The organism is Halomonas terrestris (assembly GCF_049166755.1).
Taxonomy (GTDB): Bacteria; Pseudomonadota; Gammaproteobacteria; order Pseudomonadales; family Halomonadaceae; genus Halomonas.
Window position 1 is genome coordinate 1 of record NZ_JBMHFZ010000003.1, and the last position, 12,504, is coordinate 12,504.

General features: G+C 68.6%; 12 protein-coding genes. 2 read left to right on the plus strand and 10 right to left on the minus strand.

The window, feature by feature from the left end; all coding sequences use genetic code 11:
• Positions 1–166: 166 nt before the first annotated feature.
• The 3 genes from parE to pgi are packed head-to-tail and all read right to left on the minus strand — an operon-like array spanning position 167 to position 4,459.
• The gene (parE, locus tag ACOMD9_RS04115; RefSeq protein ID WP_421412294.1) at positions 167–2,047 is read right to left on the minus strand and encodes a DNA topoisomerase IV subunit B; all 1,881 of its coding nucleotides are present in this window, start codon (positions 2,045–2,047) and stop codon (positions 167–169) included.
• Positions 2,048–2,106: 59 nt separating this feature from the next.
• Positions 2,107–2,745, minus strand: coding sequence for a YqiA/YcfP family alpha/beta fold hydrolase (locus tag ACOMD9_RS04120; protein ID WP_421412295.1), 639 nt, complete (start codon positions 2,743–2,745; stop codon positions 2,107–2,109).
• A 28-nt stretch (positions 2,746–2,773) separates the two neighbouring features.
• Positions 2,774–4,459 (minus strand): glucose-6-phosphate isomerase, encoded by a 1,686-nt coding sequence (gene pgi / locus ACOMD9_RS04125; RefSeq protein WP_421412296.1) that lies wholly within the window; start codon positions 4,457–4,459, stop codon positions 2,774–2,776.
• 88 nt (positions 4,460–4,547) lie between these two features.
• Between pgi and cmoA the strand changes: the two genes are divergently transcribed.
• Together cmoA and cmoB are read left to right on the plus strand one after the other, a co-directional pair.
• Positions 4,548–5,318, plus strand: a complete 771-nt coding sequence (gene cmoA, locus ACOMD9_RS04130; protein ID WP_421412297.1) for a carboxy-S-adenosyl-L-methionine synthase CmoA — start codon at positions 4,548–4,550, stop codon at positions 5,316–5,318.
• Complete coding sequence (cmoB, locus tag ACOMD9_RS04135; RefSeq protein ID WP_421412298.1) at positions 5,284–6,312, plus strand: tRNA 5-methoxyuridine(34)/uridine 5-oxyacetic acid(34) synthase CmoB; 1,029 nt, start codon at positions 5,284–5,286, stop codon at positions 6,310–6,312. The genes cmoA and cmoB overlap by 35 nt, the downstream gene beginning before the upstream one ends.
• Before the next feature lie 3 nt (positions 6,313–6,315).
• Here cmoB and ACOMD9_RS04140 read toward each other — a convergent pair whose 3' ends face one another.
• From ACOMD9_RS04140 to ACOMD9_RS04170, 7 genes are all read right to left on the minus strand, one after another.
• The gene (locus ACOMD9_RS04140; RefSeq protein ID WP_421412299.1) at positions 6,316–6,990 is read right to left on the minus strand and encodes a zinc metallopeptidase; all 675 of its coding nucleotides are present in this window, start codon (positions 6,988–6,990) and stop codon (positions 6,316–6,318) included.
• 121 nt (positions 6,991–7,111) lie between these two features.
• Positions 7,112–8,536, minus strand: a complete 1,425-nt coding sequence (gene cysN, locus ACOMD9_RS04145; protein WP_421412300.1) for a sulfate adenylyltransferase subunit CysN — start codon at positions 8,534–8,536, stop codon at positions 7,112–7,114.
• A 164-nt stretch (positions 8,537–8,700) separates the two neighbouring features.
• Positions 8,701–9,693 (minus strand): sulfate adenylyltransferase subunit CysD, encoded by a 993-nt coding sequence (cysD, locus tag ACOMD9_RS04150; protein WP_421412301.1) that lies wholly within the window; start codon positions 9,691–9,693, stop codon positions 8,701–8,703.
• Between the two features lie 144 nt (positions 9,694–9,837).
• Positions 9,838–10,572: a phosphodiesterase gene (locus ACOMD9_RS04155; protein ID WP_421412302.1), complete on the minus strand. Its 735-nt coding sequence runs from the start codon at positions 10,570–10,572 to the stop codon at positions 9,838–9,840.
• Positions 10,572–11,018, minus strand: a complete 447-nt coding sequence (locus ACOMD9_RS04160; RefSeq protein ID WP_421412303.1) for a DUF1249 domain-containing protein — start codon at positions 11,016–11,018, stop codon at positions 10,572–10,574. Before ACOMD9_RS04160 ends, ACOMD9_RS04155 begins: the two co-directional genes overlap by 1 nt.
• 1 nt (position 11,019) lies before the next feature.
• Positions 11,020–11,661, minus strand: a complete 642-nt coding sequence (locus ACOMD9_RS04165; protein WP_421412304.1) for an NUDIX domain-containing protein — start codon at positions 11,659–11,661, stop codon at positions 11,020–11,022.
• Positions 11,662–11,744: 83 nt separating this feature from the next.
• A complete protein-coding gene (locus ACOMD9_RS04170) occupies positions 11,745–12,380 on the minus strand; it encodes a hypothetical protein (protein ID WP_421412305.1) in 636 nt (211 codons plus the stop codon).
• Positions 12,381–12,504: the final 124 nt, after the last annotated feature.

Sequence of the window (12,504 nt, forward strand, 5' to 3'; positions counted from 1 at the left end):
AGACCCCAGCCGTGTCGTCTCGGCCCGTCTCGTGAATCGTTCCAACGAAGGTGCCGCCGCCGGGGTCTGACCCCAAAGGCGACTCCGCCTGCCCGCCCCGGCGCCGCTAGCCTCGGTAGTTCTTCCAGCTTCATGCTTACGGCTTACAGCTTCCGGCGAAGCCGGGTCAGACTTCGATATCCGCCAGGTTGCCGTAATCCTCGAGCCAGCTCTTGCGGTCGGCGGAGCGCTTCTTGGCCAGCAGCATGTCCATCATCTCCATGGTGCCGTCGCCCACCTCGCGGGTGAGCTGCACCAGGCGACGGGTCTCCACCGCCATGGTGGTCTCGCGCAGCTGCAGCGGGCTCATCTCGCCCAGGCCCTTGAAGCGCTGCACGTTGGGCGTGCCGCGCCTGCCCTCGAGCCGACGCAGGATCGCCGCCTTCTCGCTCTCGTCCAGGGCATAGTGCACCTCCTTGCCCAGGTCGATGCGGTAGAGCGGCGGCATCGCCACGTAGACGTGGCCGGCATCCACCAGCGCCGGAAAGTGGCGCACGAAGAGCGCGCAGAGCAGCGTGGCGATGTGCAGGCCGTCGGAGTCAGCGTCGGCCAGGATGCAGATCTTGTGGTAGCGCAGCTTGGAGAGGTCGTCGCTGCCCGGGTCCATGCCCACGGCCACGGCGATGTCGTGGACCTCCTGGGAGCCGTAGATGTCGTGGGCCTCCACCTCCCAGGTGTTGAGTATCTTGCCGCGCAGCGGCAGGATCGCCTGGCTCTCGCGGTTGCGCGCCTGCTTGGCGCTGCCGCCGGCCGAGTCGCCCTCCACCAGGAACAGCTCGCTGGCCGCAGGGTCCTGGCCGGAGCAGTCGGCCAGCTTGCCGGGCAGTGCCGGGCCGGAGGTGACCTTCTTGCGGGCCACCTTCTTCGCGCTCTTCTGGCGGCGCTGGGCGGCGCTGATCACCAGCTCGGCCAGCGCCTCGGCCTGGTCCACGTGGTGATTGAGCCACAGCGAGAAGGCGTCCTTGACCACCCCGGAGACGAAGCCGGCCACGGTGCGCGACGACAGGCGCTCCTTGGTCTGGCCGGCGAACTGGGGGTCGAGCATCTTGACCGAGAACACGTAGGAGACCCGCTCCCAGAGGTCCTCGGCGGTGAGCTTGACGCCCCGGGGCAGCAGGCTGCGGTATTCGCAGAACTCGCGCAGGGCATCGAGCAGCCCGGCGCGCAGGCCGTTGACGTGGGTGCCGCCCTGGGGGGTGGGGATCAGGTTGACGTAGCTCTCCATCAGCGGCTCGCCGCCCTCGGGCAGCCACTGGATGGCCCAGTCCACCGCCTGCTCGTCGTCGGCGAAGTGGCCGACGAAGGGGGACTGGGGCAGCACCTCATAGCCGTCGGTGGCCTGGGCCAGGTAGTCGCGCAGGCCATCCTCGTACTGCCAGACGCTCTCGCCGCCGTCGGGCTCGACCAGCACCACCCTGAGGCCCGGACAGAGCACCGCCTTGGCCCGCAGCAGGTGCTTCAGTCGCCCCAGCGACAGCCTCGGGCTGTCGAAATAGCTCGCCTCGGGCCAGAAGCGCACCACGGTGCCCCGGGCGCGCCTGGCGCAGCTGCCGATCACAGACAGCGGGGATGCCAGCTCGCCGTGCTCGAAGGCCATGGCATGACGGCTGCCGTCACGCAGCACCTCGACCTCGAGTCGCTTCGACAGGGCATTGACCACCGACACCCCCACGCCGTGCAGGCCGCCGGAGAAGCGATAGCTCGACTGGGAGAACTTGCCGCCGGCATGCAGCCGGGTGAGGATCAGTTCGATGCCGGAGACGCCATGCTCCGGGTGGATGTCGATGGGCATGCCGCGGCCATCGTCGACCACCTCGATGCCGCCATCCTCGAACAGGCGCACGGTGATCTCCCCGGCATGACCGGCCAGCGCCTCGTCGACGCTGTTGTCGATGACCTCCTGGACCAGGTGGTTGGGGCGGCTGGTGTCGGTGTACATGCCGGGGCGCTTGCGCACCGGCTCGAGGCCGGAAAGGACTTCAATGGAGCTGGCGCTGTACTGTGTCATGCGTCATCCAGAGTGGTTGCGTGTCGTTCGTTGCGCCCCCTGCCGGGGCCCGGCAAGCGTCATGTGTCGTCGCTGTCCCGACGGGTGATGCAGCCATGGGCCAGCCGGTGGCCACCATGGGCCAGGATCGCCGGCAGGTGGTCGGCCAGCACCGCGAAGCCATGGTCCCCGCTCGGATGGAGGATCGTCCTCGCGCCCCGGTAGAACCGGAAGGCATCTCCCGGGTCCAGGGTCTCGTCGGCACTGCCCAGCAGCAGGAGATAGCGCTCCACCGTGACCCGGGTGGGCGTCAGCGCCTCGAGCTCCTCGAGGTGCGCCATCTCCACCCGAAAATTCTCGCCGGTGTGATCGTTGACGAAGGCCTCGCCGATCCAGTCGGCGACCAGCCCGGCGGGCCCCACCGCCGGGTTGATCAACGCCGCCGGCAGGTCATGGCGCTCGGCCAGGCAGGTGGCCAGGAAGCCCCCCAGGGAGCTGCCGACCACCATGGGACTCGGGCCCAGCCCCTCGAACAGCGATTCGGCAAGTGCCAGGGCCGCCCGCGGCCGGTGGGGCTGCTGTGGCGTCGCGCAGGGCAGCCCCAGGGCAGCACAGGTGGCACGCATCAGCGCCGCCTTGGGCGAACCGCTGCCACTGTTGAAACCATGCAGATAGAGCACCCCACTGGCCACCGGCGGGCGGAGGGCAGCGCTCAGCATACCGCAACCCCTGTACAAACAGCCAGCCTCATCGCGAGCCGGCTCCCATCGCCCGCTCCGCCCGCCACACGGCCTCGATCAGCGCGCGAGTGGAGTCGTCCATGGCCTCGAGGCCGTGGCGGCTCTCGAGGATATGCTGGGTCTCGCCGGCAATCTTCTTGCCCAGCTCAACGCCCCACTGGTCGAAGGGGTTGATCTCCCAGATCGTGGCCTGGACGAATACCTTGTGCTCGTAGAGCGCGACCAGCGCCCCCAGGGTGGCCGGCGTCAGGCGGTCGAGCAGCAGCGTGGTGGAGGGCTGGTTGCCGCGATAGCGCTTGTGGCCGGGGCGCGGGCCATCGTCGGCGATGGCATCGTCGCCGAGCATCAGTACCCGCGACTGGGCGAAGCAGTTCGCCAGGGTCAGGCGGTGCTGCCCCATCAGGTGGTCGCGGGTCGCCTCGTCGGTGACGTCATCGTAGCGTACCAGAGGGGCGATGAAGTCACACTCCACCGCCTGGGTGCCCTGGTGCAGGAGCTGGTAGAAGGCGTGCTGGGCGTTGGGGCCGAGCTGTCCCCAGAGTACCGGGCAGGTGGAATAGGCCACCTCGCGGCCGTCGTGGGTCACCGACTTGCCGTTGGACTCCATCTCGAGCTGCTCGAGATAGGCGGCGAAGTACTCCAGGCGGCCATCGTAGGGCAGGATGGAGTGGGCGCGGATATCCAGGAAGTTGACGTTCCAGATCCCCGCCAGCGCCAGCAGCACCGGCAGGTTGTCGGCCAGCGCCGCCTCGCGGAAGTGGCGATCCATGGCGTGAGCCCCGGCCAGCAGCTCGCGGAAATTCTCCATGCCGACCACCAGGGCGATGGGCAGGCCGATGCCCCCCCACAGCGAATAGCGCCCGCCGACCCACTCCCAGAACTCCAGCTGGTGGTCCGGGGCGATGCCCCAGTCGTTCATCTTCTCGGGGCTGGCCGAGACGCCGATGAAGTGCTGGCGCATCACCAGCTCGGCGTCGACCCCCTCCTCGCCGTCCAGGCGGGCCATCAGCCAGTCCCGGGCGGTGCGGGCATTGGAGAGGGTGTCGATGGTGGTGAAGGACTTCGAGGAGAGCACGAACAGCGTGGTCTCGGGGTTGAGCCGCGCCAGGTAGTCGGCCAGCTGCGAGCCGTCCATGGTGGAGGCGAAGTGCACCTCGGTGCGATGCACATCCTCCGGTCGATAGTCGGCCAGGGCATGGGTCACCATCAGCGGGCCGAGGTCGGAGCCGCCGACCCCCAGGTTGACCACGTGACGGATCGCCTTGCCGGTGGCGCCGCGCCACTGGCCGGCATGGAAGCGCTCGACCATGGTGGCCATGCGATCCAGGGTCGCGTGCACCGCGGGCACCAGGTCCTCGCCCTCCACCACCAGCGACGCATCCGCCGGCAGGCGCAGGGCGGTGTGCAGCGCCGGGCGGTCCTCGCTGCGATTGACGCGTTCGCCGTCGAGCAGGGCACGGATCGCCTCGGGCAGCTCGGCCTCCCTGGCCAGCTCCAGCAGCAGGCCGAAGGTCTCCCCGGACCAGCGCTGCTTGGAGAGATCCAGGGTCAGCCCCGCCGCGTGGCGGGTATAGGCCGCATGACGGCCGGACTCCCCGGCGAAGAGGTCACGCAGGTGCACGCCACGCATGGCGTCGGCGTGGGTGGCCAGGGCGCGCCAGGCGCCCCGCTGGTCGATCGTCATCTGGGTCATGGTTTCCTCCTGGACATCCTGTCGTGCAGCCGAGGCGCGTGAGACGTAGAATGGGCGTCCTTTTCCCGCACGATTTCCGACTCGGCCCATGAGTGACGCATCTTACCGTGACGCGATCTTTTCGACACCCCTGGACCGGGTGGCGCGCTTCTCCTTCGACGAGCAGGTCGTGGCCTGCTTCCCGGACATGATCCGCCGCTCGGTACCAGGCTATGGCCAGATACTCGGCATGCTGGGGCTGATCGCCCAGCGCCACCTGCGCCACGGCGCCCGTGTCTATGACCTGGGCTGCTCGCTGGGCGCCGCCGGACTGGCGCTGGCCGGAACCCTGCCGCCCGATGCCTTCCGCTATACCGGGGTCGACCTGTCGCCGGCCATGGCGGCCCGGGCCCGGGAGACCCTGGCCGCGGAGTGCCCCGATCACGCCATGGAGGTGGTCGAGGGCGACATCCGCCGGCTCGACTATGCGCCCGCCGGCATGGTCGTGCTCAACTTCACCCTGCAGTTCCTCGCCCCCGACGACCGCGACGCGGTGATGGCGCGCCTCTTCGAGGCGCTGGAACCCGGCGGGGTGCTGGTGCTCTCCGAGAAGGTCGTCGCCGAGGACGAGCAGGAGAACGCCTGGCGGGTGGAGCGCTACCACGACTTCAAGCGCGCCAACGGCTACAGCGACCTGGAGATCAGCCAGAAGCGCACGGCGCTGGAGAACGTGCTGGTGCCCGACACCCTGGCGGCCCACCACGCCCGACTGGCCCGCGCCGGGTTCTCCCGCTGCCACACCTGGTTCCAGTTCCTGAACTTCGCCTCGCTGATCGCCTTCAAGGATGCCCCGGCGCCGCGGCACGACCGGGAGGCCTGACGTGCCCATTGCCCCCGAACACCACGACCTCTACCGGGCCCTCCTCGACCAGGGCCTCGACACCTGGCTCGCCCGGCTGCCCGACCAGCTCGCCCGCGGCCTCGACCGCCGCCGCTACGGCGACCTCCCCGCCTGGGAGAAGGCCGTGGCCAAGCTCCCCGCCCTGCCCGTCGAGCGCGAAGTCCGCCTGGATGCCGACACCGTCGGGGTCGATCTCGCACTCTCCGACAGCTGCCGCCGCCAGTGCGAGAACCTGCTGCGCAAGCTCATGCCCTGGCGCAAGGGCCCCTATCGGCTGGGTGGCATCCACATCGACACCGAGTGGCGCTCGGACTGGAAGTGGCAGCGCCTGGCCCCGCACCTGGCGGATCTCCACGGCCGGCGGGTGCTCGACGTGGGTGGCGGCAACGGCTACCACGCCTGGCGCATGAGCGGGGCCGGCGCCGCCTTCGTGCTGGTGATCGACCCCTCGCCACGCTTCTTCTGGCAGTTCCGGGCGGTGCGCCACTTCGTCGGCGACGCCGACGGCGGGCGCACCCATTTCCTGCCGGTGGGCATCGAGGAGGTGCCGGAAGGGCTCGCCTTCTTCGACACGGTGTTCTCCATGGGCGTGCTCTACCACCGCCCCTCACCGCTCGAGCACCTGCTGCAGCTCAGAGACGCCCTGCGCCCCGGCGGCGAGCTGGTGCTGGAGACCCTGGTGGTGGAGGGCGATGAAACCACCGTGCTGCTGCCCGGCGAACGCTACGCCGCCATGCCCAACGTCTACTTCCTGCCGTCGTCGGCGGCGCTTTGCCAGTGGCTCGGGCGCTGCGGCTTCACGAACGTGCGGGTGGTGGACGAGGCGGTGACCACTCGTGAGGAGCAACGCGCCACCGACTGGATGACCTTCCAGTCACTGGCCGACTTCCTCGACCCCGAGGACCCTACCCGCACGCGGGAGGGCTACCCCGCCCCGCGGCGGGCCGTGATCATGGCCGACCGGCCCGGGTAGGACCTACCGCCTGAGGATCACCAGCCACCGCCCCAGGTTGAGCAGGCTGGCCAGCGAGGCGGCCACATAGGTGAAGGCGCAGGCGGTGAGCACGTGACGGGCGCCGGGCATGTCGTAGGGCGGGATATACTCCCTGAGCAGCGGCAGGGCCCGCTGGAAGCTGGCGTCGAACTCCACCGGCAGGGTCACCAGGTGCACCAGGGCGGCGGTGCCGAAGCTGAGCACCGCGGCCAGCAGCACGATCAGCATGCCGCCGGGCATGCGGGTGAGGATGAACAGGAAGGGGGCGGCCATCATCAGCAGCGCGCCGATCTTCTCGGCCTGCTGGGCCACCGCCACCAGGCGGGAGCGGGCCATCAAGGGGGCATAGCCGCGGTGATGCTGAATGGCATGGCCCACCTCGTGGGCTGCCACCGTCACCGCGGTCAGCGAACGGCCTCCATGGATATCACGCGACAGCCGCACCCGGCGCGCCTCGGGGTCGTAGTGGTCGCCCTGGTCGGTCAGCTCCACCTGCACCCCGTCGATGCCGAGCCGCGACAGCAGATGCTCGGCGAACTCGCCACCGGTACCGGGATAGTCGTCCCGTGGCAGGGCATGGCGGTCGAGCACCCACTTGGCCCAGAGGTTGGGCAGCAGGAAGATGGCCAGCAGCAGGGCAACAGCTAGAATGATCATCGAGGAGTGGGCTCCGGGTCGGCTGTGACGCTTTGGACACAGCCTACCAGAGCAGGGTTCTTTCGCGAGGCAACTCTCAGATGGGGCTTACCCGGCGCCCCTCACCTCGCAGCCAGCTGGCCTATCGCAGCAGCTCGCGGATGTCCTTCGCCTCCCAATGGGGGAAGTACTTGCGCACCAGGGCATTGAGCTCCAGCTCGAAGCCGGCCCAGTCGACCTCGCCGGCGCTCGCCGACTCGTCCTCGGCCACGGCACGAATCATGCCGGCCCCGACGGTGACGTTGCTCAGACGGTCGATGACGATGAAGCTCCCGGTACCCGGGCTCGTTCCATAGTCGTCCAGCGGCACCCGGGCGGTCAGTTCGACACGGCAGCGGGCGATGGCGTTGAGCTCGAGCTGTCCGGCGGCATGCTGCTCCAGGCTGTTGACGTCCACCTGATGGTGGATGGCCCCGACCTGGCCGGCCACCGAGCGGCCCGCCAGGCGGATGTCGACCTGCCGGCCCGGCACCAGGGCCTCCTCGTGCATCCACACGATGTCGGCGTCGAAGGCATCGGCCAGGGCTACCTCGGCATCGGCGGCCACGATCCAGTCACCCCGGGAGATGTCGATCTCGTCACGCAGGGTCACGGTGATCGCCTGCCCCGGCCAGGCGGCCTCCAGGTCGCCATCGAAGGTGACGATGCGCTCGACCGTCGAGGTCCGGCCGGAAGGCAGCACCTTGATCGCCTGGCCCGGACGCAGGATGCCCGCCTCCAGGGTGCCGGCATAGCCACGGAAATCCAGGTTCGGACGGTTGACGTACTGCACCGGCAGGCGCAGGTCGCTCAGGTTGCGATCACGGCTGACCTCGATGCCCTCCAGCAGCTCGAGCAGCGGCGGCCCGGCGTACCAGGGCGTCTTCTCGCTGCGGTTGACGACGTTGTCGCCCTCCAGCGCCGAGAGCGGCACGAAGTGGATGTCCGGCGCGGCGAGCTGCCCGGCAAAGGCACGATAGTCGGCGACGATCTCCTCGAAGCGCGCCTGGTCGAAGCCGACCAGGTCCATCTTGTTGACCGCAATCACCAGGTGCTGGATGCCCAGCAGGTCGGCGATGAAGCTGTGCCTCCTGGTTTGCGTTTGAACGCCGTATCGAGCATCGATCAGGATGATCGCCAGGCTCGCCGTGGAGGCCCCGGTGGCCATGTTGCGGGTGTACTGCTCGTGGCCCGGGGTGTCGGCGATGATGAACTTGCGCTTGTCGGTGGAGAAGAAGCGGTAGGCGACATCGATGGTGATGCCCTGCTCCCGCTCGGACTGCAGGCCGTCGACCAGCAGCGCCAGGTCCACCGCCTCGCCGGTGGTGCCGCTCTTCCTGGAGGCCTGGGTGATCGCCGCGAGCTGGTCGTCGAAGATCATCTTGGAGTCGTGCAGCAGCCGGCCGATCAGGGTCGACTTGCCGTCGTCGACGCTGCCGCAGGTGATGAAGCGCAGCAGGTCCTTGTTCTCGTGCTCGTGCAGGTACTGCTCGATATTGTCCGCAATTAGAGAAGACTGATGGGCCATTTCGATACCCTATTGATCTTTAAACAGGCGCTGAGCGAAAAGTCAGCGAGCGATGGCCAGACAAGGCGAACAGAGACGAAAGAGCGGAGTTTACTGTAGTAAATGAGCATCTTGAGCCGATGTTCAACGCCGTATGGCCGAGCGCAGCGAGTTTTCGCCAGCGACTAGAAATACCCCTCACGCTTCTTCCTCTCCATGGAGCCCGCCTGGTCGTGGTCGATGGCGCGGCCGCTGCGCTCGGAGGTGCGGGTCAGCAGCATCTCCTGGATGATCTCGGGCAGGGTGGCGGCCCTGGATTCCACCGCGCCGGTGAGCGGGTAGCAGCCCAGGGTGCGGAAGCGCACCCACTTCTCCTCCGGCACCTCGCCGGGCGCCAGCGGCATCCGCTCGTCGTCGACCATGATCAGCATGCCGTCGCGCTCCACCACCGGGCGCGGGGCAGCGTAGTAGAGCGGCACGATGGAAATGGACTCGAGGTGGATGTACTGCCAGATGTCCAGCTCGGTCCAGTTGGAGAGCGGGAAGGCGCGGATCGACTCGCCCTTGTTGACCCGGGCGTTATAGAGGTTCCACAGCTCGGGGCGCTGGTTCTTGGGGTCCCAGCGGTGGTGCCGGTCGCGGAAGGAGAACACCCGCTCCTTGGCACGCGATGCCTCCTCGTCGCGGCGGGCACCGCCGAAGGCGGCATCGAAGCCGTACTTGTCCAGCGCCTGCTTGAGGGCGGCGGTCTTCATCACGTCGGTATAGCCGCTGGAGCCGTGATCGAAGGGATTGATGCCGGCGGCACGCCCCTCCTCGTTGATGTACTCGATCAGCTCCATGCCCGATTCCGCCGCCATGCGGTCGCGGAAGGCGATCATCTCGCGGAACTTCCAGGTGGTGTTGATGTGCATCAGCGGGAATGGCGGCGGCCCCGGGTAGAAGGCCTTGCGCGCCAGGTGCAGCATCACCGAGGAGTCCTTGCCGATGGAATAGAGCATCACCGGGTTGGAGAACTCGGCGGCCACCTCGCGGATGATATGGATCGACTCGGCCTCGAGCTGCTCGAGGTGGGTCAACCGACGCGGCGTGAGGGCGGCCATCGATGACGCCCCGCTGGACTGGGCGGCCGACTCGCGGCTCGGTGCATGACGTGTCGGTGCAACTTGAGTGGTCATGGCCCGGCTACCTCGCATGACATTGGCGGAGATCATGCGACACAGGGTAATGCCGGACCGATAATAACCCAAAAGAATTAATAACTATCTTTTTAGAGCAAAAAAGGATATCTCGATCCGGGAATGCCCCGCCCGCGGGGTCGCTCAGAGGTCCACTCGCTCCACCCAGGTGGTCAGGTCGCCGGACTCGAGGTCGACGACCCGGTAGCCGGGCCGCGATGCCTCGTCGACGGCGAAATGCTCGGCGCCGGGCAGGAACTGGTCGGTGGTGGAAGGACAGCCGTAGACCGCCACCTCGCCCTCCTCCCGCTGCTGGTGGCTGGCGAAGGCCTGGTGGATATGGCCGCAGAGGATCGCCTTGACCTGGCGATAGGCCGACAGGGTCTGCCAGAAGGCCTCGCGATCGTGCAGGCCGATCTCGTCGAGCCAGGCCGAGCCGATGGCCAGCGGCGGGTGGTGCATCACCAGCAGGGTCGGGCGTTCGTCCTGCTCGAGACGCTCGGCCAGCCGGCCGAGCCGCTCGGGCCCCAGCTCGCCGTGGGGCTGGCCACTGACGCGGGTATCCAGCAGCAGCACCCGCCAGCCGTCGAGGTCCAGCTCGTCGAGCAGCTCGCGGGTCTCGACCATCAGTGCCGGCGCGTCGTGGTTGCCCGCCAGCCAGAACCAGGGAGCACTCAGCTCCCCCAGGGTCCGGGCTGCCAGCTGGTAGGAGGCCGCCGTCTCGTCCTGGCTGATGTCGCCGGTCACCAGCACCATGTCCGGTCGTTCCCGATTCACCGCCGCGACCACCGCCTCGAGCTGGCGCAGCGGGAAGCCGGCCCGGGAACGGGCACGGGGGTCGGCATGCAGGTGGCAGTCGCTGATCTGGATCAGGCGCATCAGGGCAGTTCGGGCAGGTCGATGGAGTGGCCGTGGGCCAGGCCATACTCCAGCCACTCGCCGAGGAAGCGGTTGAGCTGCAGCTTCTCGTCGGGCTGGTGCATGCGGGCGTTGGGATAGCGGTAGCGGCCGTGGAAATGTCGCTGGCGCTGGAAGTCGGTGACTTCGGCCATGCGCACGTCGTGATAGAGGTGCACGCGCATGCGCGGCGTCTCTATCAGCTGGTCGAGCACGCCCTGCTGGGAGACCCGGACGATGGTGGTGTAGGGCGCCTGCTCGAGCACCTCGATGCACAGGGCGCCAAGCCGTCGACCACCCCGCAGCAGCTCCACCTCGCGGGTCTCGCCGGCTTCCAGGTCCCCCAGCAACCGGGTCAGGCGCAGGTAATTGGCGGTGCACTCGCCCTGCAGGCTCTTCAGGTCGGTGACATAGGCTGTTCTCGACACGCTACCTCCTTGCTCGCAATGATGCGCGTTCGCCTGCCAGCCAGTGGAAGGCGATCAGACACATGGCATTGTCGAGTCGCCCGGCCTCGAGGAGTTCCCACGCCCGGGTGAACGGCAACACATGCACGCGAATGTCCTCGTGCTCCTCGTCGAGGCCGTGCACCCCGCCAAGGCCACGGCTGTCGACCAGGCCACAGAACAGGGTGACCCGCTCGTCGCAGGCCCCCGGACTGGGATAGTAGCGGTGCAGCTCGATCAGCTCCCCCACCTCGCAGCCGGCCTCTTCCAGCGCCTCGCGGCGGGCGACCTCGGCGACGCCCTCGCCCCGCTCGACCAACCCCGCCACCACCTCGAGCTTCCAGGGTGAGTCGGGATCCTCCAGCGCGCCGGCACGGAACTGCTCGATCAGCACCACGGCATCTCGTTCCACATCATAGAGCAGCACGCCCACGGCGTCGTGGCGATGATGGACCTCGCGCACCACCTCGCCGCTCCAGCCGCCCTCGAAGAGGCGATGACGCAGGTGCAGCTCCTCCAGGCGGAAGAAGCCCTGGTGCAGGCAGCGACGCTCCCGCAGCTCCACGTCGGCGGCGGTGAAGGGCGCCGCCGCGGCGAGGTCCCGCTCCTCGGGGGAGTCACTCATGGCGGTCTCCGCTTGCGCAAAGACGCCCATTATCGTGACCCGAAGCGCGGATGCCAACCCGACGGCACCCGCCACCGGGACGCTCAGAGGCGACCCAGCAGCTCACCGGCCTCCTCGCGCAGCGCCTCGTCGGAGGCCCCCCGCCCCTCGCGGGCCTGGCCCTCCACGGCGCGCCGGGCGTGCTCCCGGGCCTCGTCGAGGCGCCCCTCCTCCTCGAGGAAGGCGGCAAAGTAGAAGTTGACATCGATGCCCTCGGGGCGGATCTCCAGGGCGCGCCTGAACATGCGCTCGGCGGTCTCGCTGTCACCGAAGCCGACCAGGCCCCCGGGCACCCGGTCGTAGAGCGCACCCAGGGTCACGTAGGCGGAGCCATCGGCACCCCGGGGATCGAGCTCGATGGCCGCCTCCAGGGCATCGCGGGCGGTGCGGGCGCTGGAGAGGGCCCCCAGGCCGCTGCGCTCCCGGGCGTGGGAGGCCTCGATGATGCCGTGCCAGACCTGTGGCATGGCGGCGTCGGGATGGGCCCCGGCCAGGCGTTCGGCCTCCGCGGCGAGCGCCTTCAGGTCGCCGCGGCGCTCGCCTTCCGGCAGCTCGGTGGTGACCCGCTCCCAGCGCTGCTTCAGGGTGTCGACCTCCGCCTCCCAGGCGAACAGGCCTGCCACGGGGGTCGCGGCAAGCCCCAGGCCGAGGACGGTGGCCAGCAGTCGGCGTCGAATCATGCGGTCTCTCCTCGTTGCTTGTTGTTGGATGTCCCACTCGCGCAATGTAACGAACGTTTGAATGAATGGCCAGGCGTGCTGCCGACGGCTTGGCGGCACCGGCCCCGATGGCGTATGTTGCCAG

What these genes read in the sequence shown, in the direction of transcription:
- parE (WP_421412294.1), bottom strand. Translation starts at nt 2,047, where the DNA reads ATGACACAGTACAGCGCCAGCTCCATTGAAGTCCTTTCCGGCCTCGAG.
- ACOMD9_RS04120 (WP_421412295.1), bottom strand. Translation starts at nt 2,745, where the DNA reads ATGCTGAGCGCTGCCCTCCGCCCGCCGGTGGCCAGTGGGGTGCTCTAT.
- pgi (WP_421412296.1), bottom strand. Translation starts at nt 4,459, where the DNA reads ATGACCCAGATGACGATCGACCAGCGGGGCGCCTGGCGCGCCCTGGCC.
- cmoA (WP_421412297.1), top strand. Translation starts at nt 4,548, where the DNA reads ATGAGTGACGCATCTTACCGTGACGCGATCTTTTCGACACCCCTGGAC.
- cmoB (WP_421412298.1), top strand. Translation starts at nt 5,284, where the DNA reads ATGCCCCGGCGCCGCGGCACGACCGGGAGGCCTGACGTGCCCATTGCC.
- ACOMD9_RS04140 (WP_421412299.1), bottom strand. Translation starts at nt 6,990, where the DNA reads ATGATCATTCTAGCTGTTGCCCTGCTGCTGGCCATCTTCCTGCTGCCC.
- cysN (WP_421412300.1), bottom strand. Translation starts at nt 8,536, where the DNA reads ATGGCCCATCAGTCTTCTCTAATTGCGGACAATATCGAGCAGTACCTG.
- cysD (WP_421412301.1), bottom strand. Translation starts at nt 9,693, where the DNA reads ATGACCACTCAAGTTGCACCGACACGTCATGCACCGAGCCGCGAGTCG.
- ACOMD9_RS04155 (WP_421412302.1), bottom strand. Translation starts at nt 10,572, where the DNA reads ATGCGCCTGATCCAGATCAGCGACTGCCACCTGCATGCCGACCCCCGT.
- ACOMD9_RS04165 (WP_421412304.1), bottom strand. Translation starts at nt 11,661, where the DNA reads ATGAGTGACTCCCCCGAGGAGCGGGACCTCGCCGCGGCGGCGCCCTTC.
- ACOMD9_RS04170 (WP_421412305.1), bottom strand. Translation starts at nt 12,380, where the DNA reads ATGATTCGACGCCGACTGCTGGCCACCGTCCTCGGCCTGGGGCTTGCC.